Raw genomic sequence first — 18,127 nt, 5'->3', positions numbered from 1 at the left:
GGGTTTCCGGGCGGGCCGGAGGAGTGGGCCATGTTCGCCAGACCGCCGACCGGCGTCATGGCGCCCGATCGGCGGACAGACGCACCGCATATCGGTTTCGAAGACTATTGCGATCTTCTCGCCCGGCGCGTCGACACGGAAACAGCCGGCGCGCCGTTGGGCCTGATCGGCTTTTCGCTTGGCGCGCGCATGGCGCTGGAGCTGGCGGAGCGGCTCGGCCCCCGCGTCGCGCGCATCATGCTGGTCTCCGCCGCGGCGCCGCTGGAACTCGGCGATTTCCTGTCCGAGATGGCCGGTCGCCCGGTGTTCAGAACGGCACAAGCCTCCGGTCTGCTGCTGCGCTGGCTGTGTGCAGGAGAAGCCGTGCTGGGCCGGCTGGCACCGGACCGGTTGGTCGACACACTGTTCGCCTCTGCGCGCGGCGGCGATATCGCGCTGGCCCAGGATGCGGGGTTTCGCCAGACCCTGCAGGCCATGCTCGCGCGGTCGCTGCGCGACGGCGCGACCGGCTATCGCCGGGAGGTAATGGCCTTTGTCGCGCCATGGGGTGCGCTGCTGTCGCGCATCGCCGCGCCGGTCTCCATCTGGCACGGGCTGGATGACACTTGGGCTCCGCCGGCCATGGCACAAGCATTGGCCGATGCGCTGCCGCAGGTCGAGGCTGTCCATCTATTGCCCGGCCAGTCGCACTATTCGACGCTGGCTGCGGTGCTTGCCAATCCGGACTTTTGTGCCACACTCGCCGCATGAGCATCAGCGTTGCAAAAACCGTCGCATTGGCCCTAGCGCCGGCCCTGATGGTGATGGCCGCCCCGGCCCTGGCGCAGAAGCAGGACAGCGGCGTGATAGGCTATGCGGCCAACGATGCCGAGATGAACGCCGCCCGCGCCGAGGCGCGGCGGACGCTTCCGCAATTCTTTGCCGCGCTTGCGAACCCCGCTGCCGATGAGGGCTATTTCATGCTCAAATTCGACTTGCTCGCCTCCCCCGAAGAGGCCGAGCATATCTGGGCCGAGGAGATTGCCGTGGCGGACGACGGGACGATCACCGGCGTGCTTGCCAATGTCCCGTTGGCGGACGGGTTCCGCGTCGGGCAGCGCGTCACCATAGCGCGGGATGCGATCAGCGACTGGGGCTTCCTTCGTGGTCGCGTGATGCAGGGCAATTTCACCACCCGCGTCATGCTGCACGATATGCCGGCTGCACAGGCCGCGGAAATCAAGCAATCGCTCGGCTGGTAGGCGCGCGGCTGCGGTTGAGTTGACCCGCCGCCCGGTGCCAACAACGGGGCCGTCGGGTCTGGTGCGGGCGGGCATGCGTTTGCGAATAGTGGCGGGCGCCCTTGCTTCTGTGGACGATTTTGCCACACTCGCCGCATGAGCATCACCATTGCAGATGTCGCCGCGCGCGTGCGTGCGCAGGCCGTCGACCAGCCGGCATTGTTCGGTCGTCTCGATTTCGAGCGCGCTCCTCGACGCTGGGCGGCAGAGGCGGAAGCGGAGACCGAACTGGGCCGCAAGCCGGGCAACAATCGCGACACCTATCTCGCCGATGCCGATCTGGTTGCGCGTATCCGCGAATATACCATGCTGGGGGACCGCACCGGCGATGCCTACGCCGCGCTGATGCGCTCGCTCGGTTTTCGCCGCACCGTCGATCTCTTGACCGAGGCGTGCGACAAGGGCGTCGAGGCGCTGCCCGATGCGCCGCCGGAGCTGGTCGCGCTGATCCGTGAGATGGAGCAGGTGCCCGACTGGCTCGATCGCCAACTGGTCGAAGAGGGGGCGGCCTATGAGCGCAATTCGACCGCCAATATCGCCCCCTGGCTGGTGCGCGGCGCGTTCATCGCCACCTTCCTCAACAAGTATAGCGCATTGCCGATGGCGCTCACCGGCACGCTGGGCCACGCCACCGCCGCGCGGCGGGTGAAGGAGACCGCGACCTTCTTTGCCACCACCGCGCTGCCCGGCGCGCTCGAGCGGTACGGACCGGGTTTCAAGGCGGCTGCAATGGTGCGGCTGATGCATTCGATGGTGCGGGTCAACCTGCTGTCGCGCCCCGGTCTGTGGGATGCCGACACTTACGGCATGCCGATCCCCCAGCTCGACCAGATGCCGGCCGGGCTGATCCCCATCTATTTCCTCTCACTCGATGTGCTGAAGGACGGGCGGACCAGCTTCAACCGACTCGAGCGCGCGCGTGTCGAGCTGGCGCGCTATCGCTGCTATCTGCTCGGACTGCCGGAAGATCTGCTGGCCGATACGCCGGAAGCCATCGTCCGCATCTGGCGCACCCGCAGCGCGACGCTGCGCTACGAATATGACGATGCGATCTGCGGCGGCCTGCTGCGCGCGACGATGGAGGCGGAGCTTTCGAGCGACGCCTCGCTGCTCGGCGGCATCAAGCGGCGGCTCGAGCGCTCGGTCAGCCGGGTGTTCTTTGTGAAGCTCTTCCTCGAAGGCGATGCCGAGCGGGCGGCCTCTGTCGGCGTGCCGATCACCGGCACCGACCGGCTGATCTATGGCGCGATGATGCTGGCGCTGGCCGGGCGGATGACCGCCTTTACCATCGCCTCGAAAATCCCGATCCTGCGCGATCTGGCCGACGCACATCTGGTGGCGAAGATCGAGCGGCAGCTCGCCCGCTACGGTCGCGCCGAATTCACCTCTGACGCTGCCAGTTATCGCCCGGCGGTGGCGTGAGCGCGGCACGGCTGCCGCTCGCCGCCTGTCTGCTCGCCATCCTGATCGGGCTGCTCGGCCTTGGCATGCTCGGCGCGCCGCCGATGCTGCTGGCCGTCAACGGCGCGGCGGCCACGATCGGCCTATTGCTGACAGTCCTGGTCCAGCGGGGGAAGACGAGGGCGGGAGCCGGTGCGGTCATGATGCTGCTGGCTCTGCTTGCCGCACCGCTGCTGTTCGGGCCCGAGCTCGACGGCGTGCGCCGCTGGCTGGCGCTCGGCCCGCTCCGCCTGCACGTCGGCATGCTGATCGTACCGGCACTGATGGTCGTCGCCGCCGGACTTCCCGCGCGCTCGGCCGCGGGCGTGGTCGCAGCGGCCAGCCTGATCGCCGCTGTCCAGCCCGATCTTGCCACCGCGCTGGCGCTGGCGAGCGCCGCTGCGGCCATCGCCGTCGTGGCGCCGCGCGATCCGTGGCGCTGGCTGGCCTTGCTCCTGGCGAGTGGCGCGACGCTCTGGTGCCTGCTGCATCGCGATGCGCTGGCGCCGGTGCGGTTTGTCGAGGGACTGTGGGCTGATGCCGCCGCCCGCGCGCCGCTGCTGCTGCTTGCAATGCTGGCCGCTGCCTTGCTGCTGATCGCCGCGCCGATTTTCCGCTGGCGCACGGCGGGACGGCGCTTGGGCGCCGCGGCGGCGCTCTCGGCTAGCGTGTTCGGTTACATGCTGGCTTCGGCCATCGGTGCCTATCCGGTGCCGCTGTTCGGCGGCGGCGCTTCGCCCATCATCGGATTTCTGCTCGCCATCGCGCTACTGTCGCGCCATGCACCGGGCAAACCTGTGGTCGGTTGACCGCGACCATCGTCAAGCAACGGGGGACCATCATGCCTGCGACCACTGCCAACGGCATCACCATCGAATATGAGGAGCATGGCGATGCCGCTGCGCCGGCAATGCTGCTGGTCATGGGGCTGGGGCGGCAGTTGACGTCCTGGCCCATCGAGCTGGTCGATGCGCTGGTGGCGCGCGGCTTTCGCGTCATCCGCTACGACAATCGCGACACCGGCCTGTCGACCCGCTTCGACGGTGTCGCCACACCCGGCATCAAGGCGCTGCTGCTGCGTTCGCTGCTGCGACTCCCGGTCCGGGTGCCCTATCGCATCGCCGACATGGCTGCCGATGCCATCGGTCTGCTCGATGCGCTGCGGATCGAGCGCGCGCATGTCGTCGGCGCGTCTATGGGCGGGATGATCGCCCAGCATGTCGCGGCGCGTCATCCGCAGCGCACCGCCTCGCTGACATCGATCATGTCGAGCAGCGGCAACCCTTGGCTGCCGCGCGCCAAGCCCGAGGCGATGGCGGTGCTGACCAGTCGCCCGGCCAGCGACGATCTCGATGCGCAGGTGGCCTTCACGATGCACGCCGCGCGCACCATCGGCAGTCCGGGCTATCCGCACGACCCGGAGCGGCTGGAGCGGCGGGTGCGCGAAGAGCATGCCCGTGGGCATTATCCGCAGGGGATCGGTCGCCACATTGCCGCGATCGTCGCCGATGGCGACCGGCGGCGGATGTTGCGCACCATCACCGTGCCGACGCTGGTGGTGCACGGCGATTCCGATCCGCTGGTGCCGCTCGCCGCCGGACAGGATACCGCCAAGACGATTCCGGGAGCGGCCATGCATGTCATTCCCGGCATGGGGCATGATCTGCCGCTGGCGCTGGTCGAGACCATGGCCGATGTCATCGCTGGGCATGCCCACCGCAACAGCGGGTCAGCCTGACGCGTCGCTCTGCCCGGTCGATGCTGCGCCGGCGGAATCGGCCGGTGGCGGGGCAGGGCGTTCCTGCCGCCACAGCCAGCCCGCCAGTGCCGCAGCCGCCAGCCCGGCGACATAGAGCGTCGCCAGCGCAATCCGGGCATAGAGTCCGACGCCGATCAGCCCGCCGCCGAGAAAGGCTGCCCACAGCAGCAAATGCCGGCGCCAGCCCTCCATGCTGTCCTCGCGCAACATCCATCGCGCCAGCCCCTGGCCCAGTCGCACCAGCGTGCCGGTCATGTAGGTCAGCCCGACCGAGACCTCGCCGTTGCGCTCGAAAATGCAGTTCATCGCGCCCATCGCCGCGGCAAGCAGCAGCAATTGCGTCGCCTGGTAGGGGCGGGCGATCAGCGCGCAGCCCAGGATGAGCGCCGCCACCGCCGCCAATATCCGCATCTGCCGATGGCGGCTGGTGTCGCGCCCCAGCAGCGTCGCGCCGATCACCCCGGCGACGAAGCTCAGAATCAGGCCAGCGGCGAGTTGCGCATCGCCCAGATTGCCGCCGATACCGATGGCGAGCCGGGTCGAATTGCCCGACATGAAGCTGGCGAAGAAACCTCCCAGAGAGAGGAAGGCCACGACATCGACCATGCCCGCTAGCGCGGCAAGGATCACGGCGAGGCGGAGCTGTGGTTCGGGGATCGTCTGCACGCCCGCCGATATGGGCGCTGGCACGGCAAGGGGCAATATCGCTCGTCGTCCCCTGGCGCTGATCGCTCGACTTTGACCATGGCGGGCGGCAAAGGGCAGACATGTCGCTGACCCCCGAAGCCGTCGATGCGCTCACCCGCGCCGCTTCCATAGCCATGGAAACGCTGCCGCTGCTCGACGTCGCAGGCATCGCCGTGTTTGCGCTGTCCGGCGCGCTTGCGGCGGCGCGGGCGAAGCAGACGCTGGTCACCTTTGCCTTCTTCGCGCTGATGACCGGGGTCGGTGGCGGCACGATCCGCGATCTCTTGATCGGCGCGCCGGTGTTCTGGGTGCATGCCGACTGGGTGCCCTTGACCTGCCTTGGCAGCGCCTTGCTGGTCTGGCTGACGCCCGAGCGCCTGTGGTCCGGCGCAGATGGCAGATACGGGGCCCTCGACTGGTTCGACGCAATCGGCCTCGCTGCATACGCGGTGTTCGGAACCGCCAAGGCGCTGTCCTACGGCATCGGGCCGATCCCGGCGGCGATGATGGGCGTCATCACTGCCTGCGTAGGCGGCATTTTGCGCGACGTGCTGGCGGGGCAGCCCTCGATCATCCTGCGACCGGAAATCTACGTCACCGCTGCAGCGCTGAGCGCCGGGCTGTTCGCAGGATTGCTGGCGCTCGGCCTGTGGTGGCCGCTAGCCGCGTTCGTCGCCGCGCTGGCCGGGTTCGGTCTGCGCGCGGCGGCGATCGTGCGGGGTCTGGCACTGCCCGGTTACCGGCGCTGAACGCCGATACCCGCATCCGTTGCTTGTTCCGGCCTCAGCGCAGGGAAACTTCATCCGCTACAGGACGAAGTCCCCGGCACCCAGCGCATGCACCCCATCGATGCGGATCAGGAAATCGGCGACGCCGTCGCCGTTGATGTCACCGGTGATCCGCGTCTCGCCCGACACGACCTCGTAGCGCAACTGGCCTGCGACGTTGCCGAAGGCAGCCGTGCCGATGAAGTTGAACGCATTGTCGGTGCCCCCGGTCACCGCGTCGATGGCAGAAAGATCGATGCGGTCTCCCTGAGACTGTGCAAAGTCGCGGATACGGTCGGCAGTGGCAATGGTTGTGCCCGTGTCACCTGTCTGGAACAGGAAGGTGTCGGCACCCAGCCCGCCGAACAGCTGGTCCGCTCCAGTGCCGCCGATCAGCGTGTCGATGCCCGCTTCGCCATAGAGCGTGTCGTTGCCGACACCGCCGAGCAGCCCGTCATTGTCCGCACCGCCATAGAGCAGGTCATTGCCGTTGCCGCCTTCCAGCCGGTCGCTCCCCGCCTCACCGAACAGCTTGTCATTGCCATCTTCACCGAAGAGGGTATCGACGCCGCCGCGCCCGTACACCGTGTCATTGCCCGCTCCGGCAAAGACGAAATCCTCGCCGCCGCTGCCGCCCATCAGGTTGTCGAGCGCATTTAGCCGGATGCCGACGTCGTTGGCGGACAGCACCTGCACCGTCTCGATATCGGCAGCGATCACATAGGGGAGGATGCCGCTAAGGCCGAAGCTGTTGGTGCCCGCCATGATCTGCAGCGTGTCATTGCCGTCGCCGCCATTGGCGACATCGCCGGTCTGATCGACGACGAGGATGTCATCGCCGGTGCCGCCGTTCAGCGTGTCGCTGCCGGTGCCGCCGATCAACCGGTCATTGCCGTTGCCGCCGTTCAGCGTGTCGCTGCCCGCTTCGCCGCCGAGGGTGTCGTCGCCGTCGAGACCCGAGAGCGTATCGCCCGACGCCCCGCCGACAATGCTGTTGGCCAGGGCGTTGCCGGTGCCGTTGAACGCGGCACTGCCGAAATATTCGAGATTTTCGACATCGCCGGGCAGGGTGAAGCTTGCCAGATCGGTCTCTACCCGGTCGGTACCATTGCCGCCGCTTATGGTCGCGGTCGCGGCGCTGCGCACGATGAAGACATCATTGCCATCTTGCCCGGCGAGGCTGATCGCGCCCGCGCGTGCCGCCGTGTCGAGAATATCGTCGCCGCCGCCGCCGTCCAGCGAGCTGGTCGTCGATGCCGCAGTGAAGCGATCGGCGAACGCCGAGCCGGTCGCCAGCTCGAAATTGATCGCGCTGCCGGTCAGCACGGTGGATGTGATCGCGCCTGTGGCGAGGTTGAGCGTGACGGCGCCAGTCGCCCGCTGAAAGCTGATCGTGTCCGATCCGGCGCCGCCGTCGGCAGTGATCGAACCGGACAGCAGGCTGACCAGATCATCGCCATTCCTGACCGCAATATCGTGGTTTCCGGCACCCAGCGTTACCCGGTCGTTTCCGTTGCCGGAGCGCACAGTGAAATTCTCGATGTTGAAGAATTGCAGGCCCGCCGCATCTATGGTCGCTGACGTTAGGCCCAATGTAAGCTGGGAGAAAAGGCCGAGATCGATGATCAGCCGGTCGGTCCCGTTGCCACCGTCGATGAAGTCCAAGCCACCCGTGGTAGTGATGACATCATTACCGTCCAGGCCAAAGATGCCGTCGCTGCCACCACCGCCATCGGAGATCGTATCGTCGTCAGCCGTGCCATCGATATCGTCATCGCCAGGCGTGCCATTGAATATTGCCATTGTGTCTCCCCGAAACTGGATTCTGTCGATTCTATAGCTACAGCAGGAAATCCGCCGCCGTCAGCGTGTGCACGCCATCGACGCGGATGACGAAGTCCGCCACACCGTCGCCGTTGACGTCGCCCTGGATGAAGGTGTTGCCGGAGGTGACCACGGCTCGCAACTGTCCCGCGACGTTGCCGAATGCCGCTGTGCCGATGAAGCTGAAGGCATCGTTGCCGCCCAGCGCGCCATCAGCATCGATTTGCCTGAGGTCGATGCGGTCACCCTGCGCCTGGCTGAAGTCGCGGATGCGGTCGGCAGTGGAGGCGCTGGCGCTGCTGTCGGCGACGCTGGTGAACTCGAATATGTCCGCGCCCAGCCCGCCGAACAGCTGGTCGGTGCCCGCATCGCCCAGCAGCATGTCGTCGCCGGCTTCGCCATAGATGGTGTCGTTGCCAGCGCCCCCATGCATCCGGTCGGCATCGGTCCCGCCATAGAGCAGGTCATTGCCCGCACCGCCGTCGATATTATCTGATCCGGCCTCTCCGAACAGCCGGTCGATTCCATCTCCGCCAAAAAGACCATCGTCACCGCCGCGCCCATAGAGGGTGTCGTTGCCCGCGCCGCCATCGACGAAATCATAGTTGGCGCCGCCACCCATCAGATTGTCGAGCGCGTTGAGCCTGATGCCGACGTTCTGAGCGGAAACGACCTGAACGATCTCGATATCGGCGGCGAGGATGAACGGGAGGAGCGGGCCGATACCGACATTTTCGCTGCCAGTATCGATCACCAACGTGTCGATGCCGTCGCCGCCTGTGACAATGTCGAACGGGCCACCGCCCTGCGTATTGCCCTGGTCAAGGACGAGCGTGTCATTGCCCGCCCCGCCATTCATCGTGTCGAAGCCGGTGCCGCCGACCAGCCGGTCATTGCCATTGCCGCCGTTGAGCGTGTCGTCGCCCGCCTCACCCGCCAGAGTGTCGTCACCGTCGCCGCCATTGAGCGTATCGTTCATGCCGGCTCCGACCATGATGTTGGCAAGCGCGTTGCCGGTGGCGTTGGCTTCGCCTTCGCCGGTATATTCGTAATTCTCGATATTGTCGCCGAGCGCATAGTCGTCGATTTCGACCTCGACCCTGTCGATGCCTTCGTTCGCCGCCTCGATCACCACATCGTCCAGCCCGACGATGTAGACGTCATTGCCGGTGCCACCGCGCATGGTGTCCGCGTCTGCGCCGCCGTCGATGATGTCATCGCCCGCACCGCCATTCAGTTCATCGATGCCAGCCCCTCCGTTCAGCCGATCATTCCCGGCATCGGCATTGATCACATCCGCGCCGCCGGTGCCGTTCAGCACATCATCACCGGTGGTCCCCACGATCGGGCTGAAACTGCGTCTCCCGAATATGATATAGGCTTCTCCGGCGCTGCTCCCGCCATTGTCGCCATAGGGCGCGCCTATCAGCAGATCGTCGATGCCGTCGCCGTTGATATCGCCCGCGCCCGATACACTGGCTCCGGCGACGTCGCCCGCTACATCGCCCTGGATGATCAGCCCGTCGGTGGTCGTCAGATTGGTCAGGTCGATGTTTGGCCGGGTCGCCCCTGAGCGTCCGAAGATGACATAGGCGGCGCCCGCGTTGATCCCGCCAGTATCGCTTAGCGACGCGCCGACTATGATGTCACCGATACCGTCGCCATTGACATCGCCAGCCGCTGCTGCCGCGCTTAGCTGGTCGCCCGCTGCATCGCCTTGGATGATGAAGCCGTCCGTTGCCGCGAGATTGGTCAGGTCGATGTTGGTCCGCGTTGTGCCGCTTTTGCCGAAGATGACATAGACTTCGCCCGCGTTGGACCCGCCATCGTCACCATAAGGCGACGACACCAGCAGATCGTCGATCCCGTCGCCGTTGACGTCTCCGGCATTCGCCACGAACCGCCCGGCCAGGTCGTTTGCTGCATCGCCAATGATGACGAAACCGTCGGTTCCGCTCAGGCCAGTCAGATCGACGGTGGCGCGGGTAGCTCCGGCTTGTCCGAAGATGACATAGGCCTCACCGGCGTCGCTACCGCCATCGTCGCCGAAGCGTGCACCGACGATCAGGTCGTCGATGCCGTCACCGTTGACGTCTCCCGCCGCAGACACGCTGCGCCCGGCCTGATCGCCTGCCGCATCGCCTTGGATCAGGAAGCCGTCGCTCGCCGGCAGGCTGGCAAGATTGATGCTGGCCCGCGTTGCGCCGGTCTTGCCATAGATGACATAGGCCCCGCCGGCGCCATAGCCGCCTGTGTCGAGCCCGAAGACACCGACGATGAAGTCGTCGATGCCATCGCCATTGACGTCTCCTGCATCGGAGACGCTGTAGCCAGCGCGGTCGCTTTCGGCACCGCCGGTGATGGTGAAGCCGTCGCTTGAGGCCAGCGACGCCAAATTGATGTTGGCCCGTGTTGCGCCCGCCTGGCCGAAGATGACATAGGCGCGTCCCGGATTGGAGAATCCGCCAGGGCCACCGCCGCCCGATGCACCGATTATCAGATCGTCGATGCCGTCGCCATTGATGTCCCCTGCGGCAGAAACGCTGACGCCAGCATAGTCGAAGTTGCCGTTGCCTCTTATGCTGAAGCCGTCGGTTGCAGCCAGCGTGGACAGATCGATGTTCGGCCGCGTAGCGCCTGCTCTACCGAAGATGACATAGGCCGCCCCTGTGTCCGTCTGGGTGCCGTTGACGCTGCGCGCGCCGATGATGAAATCGTCGATCCCGTCGCCATTGACGTCGCCAGCGTTCGAAACGCTGCTTCCTGCCGTATCGGAGGCCAGGTCGCCTTGGACAATGAAGCCATCGCCGGGCGTCAGGATGCTGAGATCTATCGTCTGGACGGCCATGCTGTTCCCCTTGCAAGCGAGCAACCGCATGCTGGAAGCGGTGCTTGATGGTCGCGTCAGCCCGAGACAGGAAACGCGGGCCCAGCGTTACGCGGTTTCGAGCGCGAAACAAGCAAATCGTTGCGCCACTGTAGCGATGGCAGCACGTCTGCGCCGATTTACAAGGGCGCGCGAATGCGCAACAGCAGCGCAATGACCGACCAGCCGACCGAAGTCTTCGCGCTTTCGACCTCGCGCCATTTTCCGTCCTGGCTTGCCAGCAGCGGGGGCAGCCTTGCCTTTTCCACCTATCAGGCGGGGAAGCTGTTTTTCCTGGGCACCAAGGCCGACGGCAAGCTCAGCGTCTTCGAGCGCACGCTGGCGCGCTGCATGGGCATCGGCGTGTCGGGTGACGCCCGCTCGCTGCTGGTGGCGTCCGAATATCAGATCGTGCGGTTCGACAATGTGATGGCCGGAAACGCGCCGATGGACGATGGCACCGATGGCCATTTTGCCCCGCACCAGACCTGGATCACCGGCGATATCGACGTGCACGACATCGGCTTTGATGCCGCGGGCCAGCCGTTGTTCGTCAACACATTGTTCAATTGCATCGCCACGGTCAGCGACGGGTTCAGCTTTCGGCCGTTGTGGAACCCGCCGTTCATCTCGCGGCTCGCCGCCGAAGACCGCTGCCATCTCAACGGCATGGCGGTGACCGATGGCGTTGCGCGCTATGCCACCGCGGTGTCGCGATCGGACATCGCCGATGGCTGGCGAGACCGGCGCGCCGATGGCGGCATCGTCATCGATGCGCTGAGCGGGGCCATCGTCGCCACCGGCCTGTCGATGCCGCACAGCCCGCGGTTGCATAACGGCCAATTGTGGCTGCTCAATTCGGGCACGGGCGAGCTCGGCACCATCGATGTGGCCAGCGGCCGCTTCACACCCGTCGCCTTCGTGCCCGGTTTCGCGCGCGGGCTTGCGTTCATCGGCAATCATGCCGTGGTCGGCTTGTCGCTGCCGCGCGAGAACCGCACCTTCTCCGGTCTGCCGCTCGACGAGGCGTTGAAGGCGCGGGACGCCGATGCGCGCTGCGGGCTTGCCGTGATCGACCTGACCACCGGCGACATGGCGCACTGGGTGCGCATCGAAGGCGTGGTGCGCGAGCTGTTCGACGTGGTCGCGCTGCCCGGACTGCGCCAGCCGATGGCGACCGGCTTCAAGGGCGATGCCATCAAACACGTGATCGCCATCGACGCCTGACGGCTGCGGCGGCACCGGGGGGCATCGACCGCGCCGCGCGCCAAGGCTATGCAGCGGCGCGTGACCAGTGCTCCGCTCCCCGATACCCAGACCGCAGGCCTGCTTCGCCTGTTGCCCGCCGCGTCGCGGCCTTTTGCGCTACTCGCCCGCTTCGACCGGCCGATCGGCTGGTGGCTGTTGTTCTGGCCTTGCGCAGCCGGGGTGGCGCTTGCGGGGGGATTGCTGACCCAGTGGGCGCTCATCGTCTGGATGTTGGTTGGCGCCATTGCCATGCGCGGGGCAGGGTGCGTCTATAACGATATTGTCGATCGCGACCTCGATGCACAGGTCGCGCGCACGGCGTCGCGCCCGCTGGCGAGTGGCGCGGTCAGCCTGCGGGCGGCGTGGATCTGGCTGGTCGCGCTGTGCGGCATCGGCCTCGTCGTGCTGCTGCAACTGCCGAGATTGGCGCAGCTCGTCGCGCTGGGCAGCGTCGCGCTGGTTGCCGCCTATCCCTTCATGAAGCGCATCACTTGGTGGCCGCAGGCGTGGCTGGGCCTGGTGTTCAGCTGGGGTGCGCTGGTCGGCTGGGTCGCTGTGGACGAAGGCGCGCGGCTGTGGCCGCTCGCCGCGCTCTATGCGGGCTGCATCGCCTGGGTGATCGGCTATGACACCATCTATGCGGTGCAGGACATGGAAGACGACGCCATGGTAGGCATCCGGTCGAGCGCGCGGGCTTTGGGCAAGGCAATCCGCCCCGGGGTCGCCCTGTTCTACGCGCTGGCCGTGGCCGGTTGGGGCGCGGCGCTGTGGCTGGTCCGCCCCGACCCGCTGGCGCTCGTCGCGCTACTGCCCGCCGCGCTGCACCTTGCCTGGCAGGCGCTGACGCTGGACGCCGCCGATGGCCGCAATGCGCTCGCCCGGTTCCGCGCCAATCGCACGACGGGCCTGCTGCTGTTTCTGGCCTGTGCGACCGTGGGCAGCACCGCCTGACGCAAAGCGCGTGCGGCATGCATCTGTTCGCTTGGCGTTCAGACAAGGGCTGGCTATACGGCGCTCCATGAACCGCGCTCTCAAGGCTGTTGCCGCCGTCGTCCTGCCCGCCACCCTGCTGACTGCCTGCGCTGGCGGCGGCGGGCCGCGCGATACCCGCTATGTCGCGCGCGACGTCAACACGCTCTACGGTGCGGCCAAGAGCCGGATGGATTCGGGCCAGTATAAGCTGGCCGGCGCGCTGTTCGACGAGGTCGAACGCCAGCACCCCTATTCGCCCTGGGCGCGCCGGGCGCAGCTGATGAGTGCCTTCAACTATTATGCCGCCGCGCAGCACACCGAATCCATCGCCGCCGCGCAGCGCTTCCTGCAGCTGCACCCCGGAAATCGCGATGCGCCCTATGCCTATTATCTGATTGCGCTGAACTATTACGACCAGATCAGCGATGTGACCCGCGACCAGCGCATCACCGGCCAGGCACGCGATGCGCTGACCGAACTGGTGCGCCGCTACCCCGATACCGAATATGCCGCGGACGCCCGTCTGAAGCTAGATCTGGTCGCCGACCATCTCGCCGGCAAGGAAATGGAGATCGGCCGTTTCTATCAGCGCAGCTCGCGCTGGCTGGCGGCGACGCTGCGTTTTCGCGAGGTGGTCGACCAGTATCAGACCACCAGCCACGCGCCCGAGGCGCTGTATCGCCTGACCGAATCCTATCTCGCGCTCGGTGTTCCGGACGAGGCGCGTCGTGCCGCCGCCGTACTGGGCCGCAACTATCCGGGTTCCGAATGGTATGAGCGCGCCTACCGCCTGCTGGGCGAGGAAGCGCCGAGCCAGATCGGGGCGACCAACTGACAGTCCTTCGACAGGCCTTGGGTCTTTACCCTAGGGCAAGCGGGTAAGGGTGAGGGCATGATTGTTCCCTTCCCGTTCTCCAACTATAGCATCGGCATGGCTACCCCATGCTGACCACGCTTGCCATCCGCGACGTCGTGCTGATCGAGGCGCTCGACCTCGATTTCCGGCAAGGGCTGGGCGTGCTCACCGGCGAGACGGGGGCCGGCAAATCGATCCTGCTCGACGCGCTCGGGCTGGCGCTGGGGGTGCGCGCCGATAGCGGGCTGGTGCGCCATGGCAGCGACCGTGCCCGGGTGGCCGCGACCTTCGATGCGCTGCCGCCCGCTCATCCTGCGTTGGCGCTGCTCGATGAGGCAGGGATCGAGATCGAGCCTGGCGAGCCGCTGGCCATCCGCCGCGAGGTCAAGCGCGATGGCGGCAGTCGCGGCTTCGTGGCCGATCAGCCCGCCAGTGCCGCGCTGCTGCGCGATCTGGGGGCGACGCTGGTCGAAATCCACGGCCAGCATGATGAACGCGGGTTGATCAACCCGCGTGGCCACCGGGCGCTGCTCGACGCCTTCGGGCGGCTCGACACCGCCCCGGTCGCGCATGCGCATGGCGCCTGGCAGCAGGCGCAGGCCGCGCTTGCTGATGCCAGAGCGCGGCTTGCCACCGATGCCTCCGAGCGCGACTGGCTCGACCACAGCATCGCGGAACTGGCGGCGCTGGCGCCGGAGCCGGGGGAGGAGCAGCAGTTGGCGGAGCATCGCGCCGCCATGCAGAAGGGTGCGCGGCTCTCCGAGGAGATGGCCGCGGTCGACAAGCTGTTGGGCGGATCGGACGGCGCGCTGGCGCAGTTGCGTGCGGCAACCCGCCGGCTCGACCGGCTCGCCGTCGAGCATGCGCTGTTTGCCGAGGCGCTGGCGGCCTTCGACCGCGCGCTGATCGAGGCAGGCGAGGGCGAGAGTGCGCTGGAGCGGGCGGCGGAGGCCTTGCGGCACGACCCTGCCGACCTCGACCGGATCGAGACGCGCCTGTTCGATCTGCGCGGTGCGGCGCGCAAGCACCGTGTCGAGCCAGATGCCCTGGCTGATCTGCTCGCGGAGCTTTCAGCCCGTCGCGCAGCGCTCGATGCCGGGGAGGAAGGGCTGGCCGCGCTGGAGGACGCCGCACGCGCGGCCGAGGCTGCCTACCGCGATGCGGCGATGCAGTTGCACGCGGGCCGCGTGGAGGCTGCGGCGCGGCTCGATGCTGCCGTTGCCAGCGAGCTTGCGCCGTTGAAGCTCGATGCGGCCCGGTTCCGCACCGCGGTCGATCCGCTCGAGCCCGAGCAGTGGGGCCGCCATGGGGCGGATCGCGTCGAGTTCCTGATCGCGACCAATCCCGGCGCGCCCTTTGCGCCGCTGATCAAGATCGCCTCGGGCGGCGAACTTTCACGCTTCCTGCTGGCGCTCAAGGTCAGCCTTGCCGAAGTCGGCGGGGCCGAGACGATCATTTTCGACGAGATCGACCGGGGCGTCGGCGGCGCGGTGGCAAGCGCGATCGGCGAGCGCCTGTCCCGCCTTTCCGCCACCCGGCAGCTTCTCGTCGTGACCCACTCGCCGCAGGTCGCCGCGCGCGGGACGCAGCATTATCTGATCGCCAAGTCGAGCGACGGCACCGTGGCGCGCACCGGCGTGCGCAGCCTGGACGACGCCGAGCGGCGCGAGGAGATTGCGCGGATGCTTTCGGGCGCGGATATCACCGACGAGGCGCGGGCGCAGGCGGAACGGTTGCTGGAGGTGTTTTGATGACCGATGCCGAAGCGGCCAACCGCCTGATGCGCCTCGCCAAGGAGATCGCGCGGCACAACCGGCTGTATCATGATCAGGACGCGCCGGAGATCAGCGACGCCGACTATGACGCGCTGGTGCGGGAAAATGCTGCGCTCGAAGCCGCCTATCCGCATCTGGTGCGCGCCGACAGCCCGTCGAAGCAGGTCGGAGCCCCCACCACCAGCGCGCTGGCGAAGATACCGCATGCGCGGCCGATGCTGAGCCTGGACAACGCCTTTTCCGGCGACGAGATGGAGGAATTCGTCGCGCGCGTCCGCCGCTTTCTGGCGCTTGCCGACGATGCGCCGGTGGTGCTGACGGCCGAACCCAAGATCGACGGCTTGTCCTGCTCGCTGCGCTATGAGCAAGGCGTGCTGGTGCAGGCGGCGACGCGCGGCGATGGCAGCGTGGGCGAAGATGTTACCGCCAATGTGCGGACGATAGCAGATGTGCCGCAGCGGCTGAGCGGGGACGTGCCCGATGTCTTCGAAATCCGCGGCGAAATCTACATGAGCAAGGCGGATTTCGCGGTGCTCAATGAAAGGCAGGCCGCGTCCGGCGGAAAGCTGTTCGCCAACCCGCGCAACGCCGCCGCAGGATCGCTGCGGCAGAAGGATGCTTCGGTTACCGCCGCACGGCCGCTGCGCTTTCTCGCGCATGGCTGGGGCGAGGCTTCCGCCCTGCCGGCGGACACGCAATATGGCGTGATGCAGGCCATAGCCGGTTGGGGTGTGCCGGTGTCGGACCTGCTGGTCTGCGCGGTCGGGGCAGAGGAGGCGCTGGCCCATTATGCGGAGATTGAGGCGCAACGCGCCGACCTGCCGTTCGACATCGACGGGGTGGTCTACAAGGTCGACCGGCTCGACTGGCAACAGCGCCTCGGCTTCGTCGCCAAGGCGCCGCGCTGGGCGATCGCCCATAAATTCGCTGCCGAGCGTGCAACGACGACGCTCGAGGCGATCGACATTCAGGTCGGCCGCACCGGCAAGCTGACCCCGGTCGGGCGGCTGACGCCGGTCGGCGTCGGCGGGGTGATCGTCTCCAATGTCACGCTGCACAACCGCGACGAAATCGCCCGGCTCGGCGTGCGCCCCGGCGACCGGGTCGTGGTTCAAAGGGCTGGCGATGTCATCCCGCAGGTCGTCGACAATCTGACGAGGGAAGAGGCGCGGGAGCCTTTCGTCTTTCCCGATCTCTGTCCCGAATGCGGCAGCGAGGCAGTGGCGGAAGAAGGCGAGGTTGATGTGCGCTGCACTGGCGGCCTGATCTGCCCCGCGCAGCGCTTCGAACGGTTGCGCCACTTCGTCAGCCGGGGCGCGCTCGACATCGAGGGGCTGGGCGAGAAGAGCATCGCCGAATTTCTGGGCTATGGCTGGCTCGAACGCCCCGGCGACATTTTCCGCCTCCACCGGCATCATGCAGAGCTGCTCGGCAAGGAGGGCTGGAAGGAAAAGTCGGTCGACAATCTCTTCGCCGCCATCGACGCCAAGCGTGCGCCCGATGCAGCCCGCCTGCTGTTCGGTCTCGGCATCCGTCACGTCGGGGCAGTGACGGCGCGCGATCTGCTGAAGGCGTTCGGTACGCTCGAGGCGCTGCGCGAAACGGTAGAGGCTGCGCAAGGCGAGGATACGGATGCGCTGAGCCGCCTTACCGCCATCGACGGCATCGGGCCGGCCGTGGTCGAGGCGCTCGGCGACTTCTTCCATGAGCCGCACAATCGCGACCTTTGGGACGATCTCCTCTCCGAAGTCGCGCCGCCGCCCTATGTGTCCAACGCTCGCCAGACCGCATGGAGCGGCAAGGCCATCGTCTTTACTGGCAAGCTCGAGACGATGAGCCGCGACGAGGCCAAGGCGCAGGCCGAGGCACTGGGCGCCCGTGCCGCCGGCTCGGTCAGCGCGCAGACCGATCTGGTGGTGGCAGGCCCGGGCGCGGGCTCCAAGCTCAAGAAGGCGAGTGAATTGGGGATTCAAGTGGTCGATGAGGCGGGCTGGGCGGAAATCGTCGCAAACAGTTGAATTTGAACGGTCATCGCTGTCATCGGGAACGCATTGAAGCAAGCCAGGGCAACGCAGAGACGCTCCGGATTGCATCGCTACGCTCGCATTGACGCCTGTTGTTTACGTCCCGCCTCGAATAAATTCCGGCTGCTGTCGAATCCGACCCGGCTCGTGCGTCTCAGGGGTGAGGCGCAGGATGGACCGGTGCCGGAACCGCAAGGATAGTGACGATGCAATATATGCTTATGATCCACGAGGATGAATCCGCTTACGCAGGGCCCAACGGCGGGGCCGTCATGGCCGATACGATCGCCAAGCACACCGCGCTCGCCGAAGCGCTGATCGCTGCGGGCGTGCCCTTTTCGGGCGAGCGGCTGAAGCCTGCATCGACCGCCACCACCATCCGCTGGGACAATGGCAGCCACAGCCTCCATGACGGGCCCTTTGCAGAGACGCACGAGGAACTGGGCGGCTTCTACATCATCGATGTCGCCGATCTCGACGCCGCTCTGGATTGGGCCAAGCGCATTCCGGTGCCCGGCAAGGGCTCGATCGAGGTCCGGCCGGTTTGGCAGATGCAGGGCTGACATGGCGCGTCATTGCGAGCGAAGCGCGGCAATCCAGCATTGGGTAGCGCCGCACTGGATTGCCGC

Annotated in this window: 15 protein-coding genes; 12 read left to right on the top strand and 3 right to left on the bottom strand. The window is 66.9% G+C overall.

From position 1 onward, the window contains the following. The first annotated feature begins 30 nt into the window (after positions 1 to 30). The 5 genes from AC0QC4_RS10590 to AC0QC4_RS10570 all read left to right on the top strand — a co-directional run bounded on the left by AC0QC4_RS10590 (position 31) and on the right by AC0QC4_RS10570 (position 4,458). Positions 31 to 750 carry an alpha/beta fold hydrolase gene (locus AC0QC4_RS10590; protein ID WP_483659862.1) on the top strand — a complete coding sequence of 240 codons (720 nt, stop codon included), beginning with the start codon at positions 31 to 33 and terminating at the stop codon, positions 748 to 750. Further along, positions 747 to 1,241: a DUF2314 domain-containing protein gene (locus AC0QC4_RS10585; protein WP_483659861.1), complete on the top strand. Its 495-nt coding sequence runs from the start codon at positions 747 to 749 to the stop codon at positions 1,239 to 1,241. Before AC0QC4_RS10590 ends, AC0QC4_RS10585 begins: the two co-directional genes overlap by 4 nt. Positions 1,242 to 1,376: 135 nt before the next feature. After that, complete coding sequence (locus tag AC0QC4_RS10580) at positions 1,377 to 2,702, top strand: oxygenase MpaB family protein (RefSeq protein WP_483659860.1); 1,326 nt, start codon at positions 1,377 to 1,379, stop codon at positions 2,700 to 2,702. Next, the gene (locus AC0QC4_RS10575) at positions 2,699 to 3,529 is read left to right on the top strand and encodes a hypothetical protein (protein ID WP_483659859.1); all 831 of its coding nucleotides are present in this window, start codon (positions 2,699 to 2,701) and stop codon (positions 3,527 to 3,529) included. The genes AC0QC4_RS10580 and AC0QC4_RS10575 overlap by 4 nt, the downstream gene beginning before the upstream one ends. Before the next feature lie 32 nt (positions 3,530 to 3,561). Then, a complete protein-coding gene (locus tag AC0QC4_RS10570) occupies positions 3,562 to 4,458 on the top strand; it encodes an alpha/beta fold hydrolase (RefSeq protein ID WP_483659858.1) in 897 nt (298 codons plus the stop codon). Here AC0QC4_RS10570 and AC0QC4_RS10565 read toward each other — a convergent pair. Then, on the bottom strand, positions 4,450 to 5,145 hold the full coding sequence (locus AC0QC4_RS10565) for a YoaK family protein (protein ID WP_483659857.1): 696 nt from the start codon (positions 5,143 to 5,145) through the stop codon (positions 4,450 to 4,452). The genes AC0QC4_RS10570 and AC0QC4_RS10565 overlap by 9 nt on opposite strands. A gap of 155 nt (positions 5,146 to 5,300) precedes the next feature. Here AC0QC4_RS10565 and AC0QC4_RS10560 point away from each other — a divergent pair, with 155 nt between their 5' ends. Continuing rightward, positions 5,301 to 5,915: a trimeric intracellular cation channel family protein gene (locus tag AC0QC4_RS10560; protein ID WP_483659901.1), complete on the top strand. Its 615-nt coding sequence runs from the start codon at positions 5,301 to 5,303 to the stop codon at positions 5,913 to 5,915. Between the two features lie 57 nt (positions 5,916 to 5,972). Here AC0QC4_RS10560 and AC0QC4_RS10555 read toward each other — a convergent pair whose 3' ends face one another. Both AC0QC4_RS10555 and AC0QC4_RS10550 read right to left on the bottom strand, forming a co-directional pair. Next, positions 5,973 to 7,736 carry a calcium-binding protein gene (locus tag AC0QC4_RS10555; RefSeq protein WP_483659856.1) on the bottom strand — a complete coding sequence of 588 codons (1,764 nt, stop codon included), beginning with the start codon at positions 7,734 to 7,736 and terminating at the stop codon, positions 5,973 to 5,975. A 37-nt stretch (positions 7,737 to 7,773) separates the two neighbouring features. Further along, positions 7,774 to 10,605, bottom strand: a complete 2,832-nt coding sequence (locus tag AC0QC4_RS10550; protein WP_483659855.1) for a beta strand repeat-containing protein — start codon at positions 10,603 to 10,605, stop codon at positions 7,774 to 7,776. Positions 10,606 to 10,797: 192 nt separating this feature from the next. On the opposite strand from AC0QC4_RS10550, the gene AC0QC4_RS10545 reads away from it, so the two are divergent. The 6 genes from AC0QC4_RS10545 (at position 10,798) to AC0QC4_RS10520 (ending at position 18,061) form a co-directional block, all read left to right on the top strand. Then, positions 10,798 to 11,850 (top strand): TIGR03032 family protein, encoded by a 1,053-nt coding sequence (locus AC0QC4_RS10545; RefSeq protein WP_483659854.1) that lies wholly within the window; start codon positions 10,798 to 10,800, stop codon positions 11,848 to 11,850. Between the two features lie 48 nt (positions 11,851 to 11,898). Next, positions 11,899 to 12,822, top strand: a complete 924-nt coding sequence (gene ubiA / locus AC0QC4_RS10540) for a 4-hydroxybenzoate octaprenyltransferase (RefSeq protein WP_483659853.1) — start codon at positions 11,899 to 11,901, stop codon at positions 12,820 to 12,822. 67 nt (positions 12,823 to 12,889) lie between these two features. Then, positions 12,890 to 13,678 carry an outer membrane protein assembly factor BamD gene (locus tag AC0QC4_RS10535; protein WP_483659852.1) on the top strand — a complete coding sequence of 263 codons (789 nt, stop codon included), beginning with the start codon at positions 12,890 to 12,892 and terminating at the stop codon, positions 13,676 to 13,678. Positions 13,679 to 13,785: 107 nt separating this feature from the next. Further along, entirely contained in the window at positions 13,786 to 15,450 is a 1,665-nt protein-coding gene (gene recN / locus AC0QC4_RS10530; protein ID WP_483659851.1) for a DNA repair protein RecN, read from the top strand. Beyond that, complete coding sequence (gene ligA / locus AC0QC4_RS10525; RefSeq protein WP_483659850.1) at positions 15,450 to 17,492, top strand: NAD-dependent DNA ligase LigA; 2,043 nt, start codon at positions 15,450 to 15,452, stop codon at positions 17,490 to 17,492. The genes recN and ligA overlap by 1 nt, the downstream gene beginning before the upstream one ends. A gap of 212 nt (positions 17,493 to 17,704) precedes the next feature. Beyond that, positions 17,705 to 18,061: a YciI family protein gene (locus tag AC0QC4_RS10520; RefSeq protein WP_483659849.1), complete on the top strand. Its 357-nt coding sequence runs from the start codon at positions 17,705 to 17,707 to the stop codon at positions 18,059 to 18,061. The last annotated feature ends 66 nt before the right edge of the window (positions 18,062 to 18,127 follow it).

The sequence above is a fragment of the Sphingomonas sp. jy18 genome (assembly GCF_056931895.1).
This window is presented reverse-complemented; position numbering and strand designations above follow the sequence as displayed.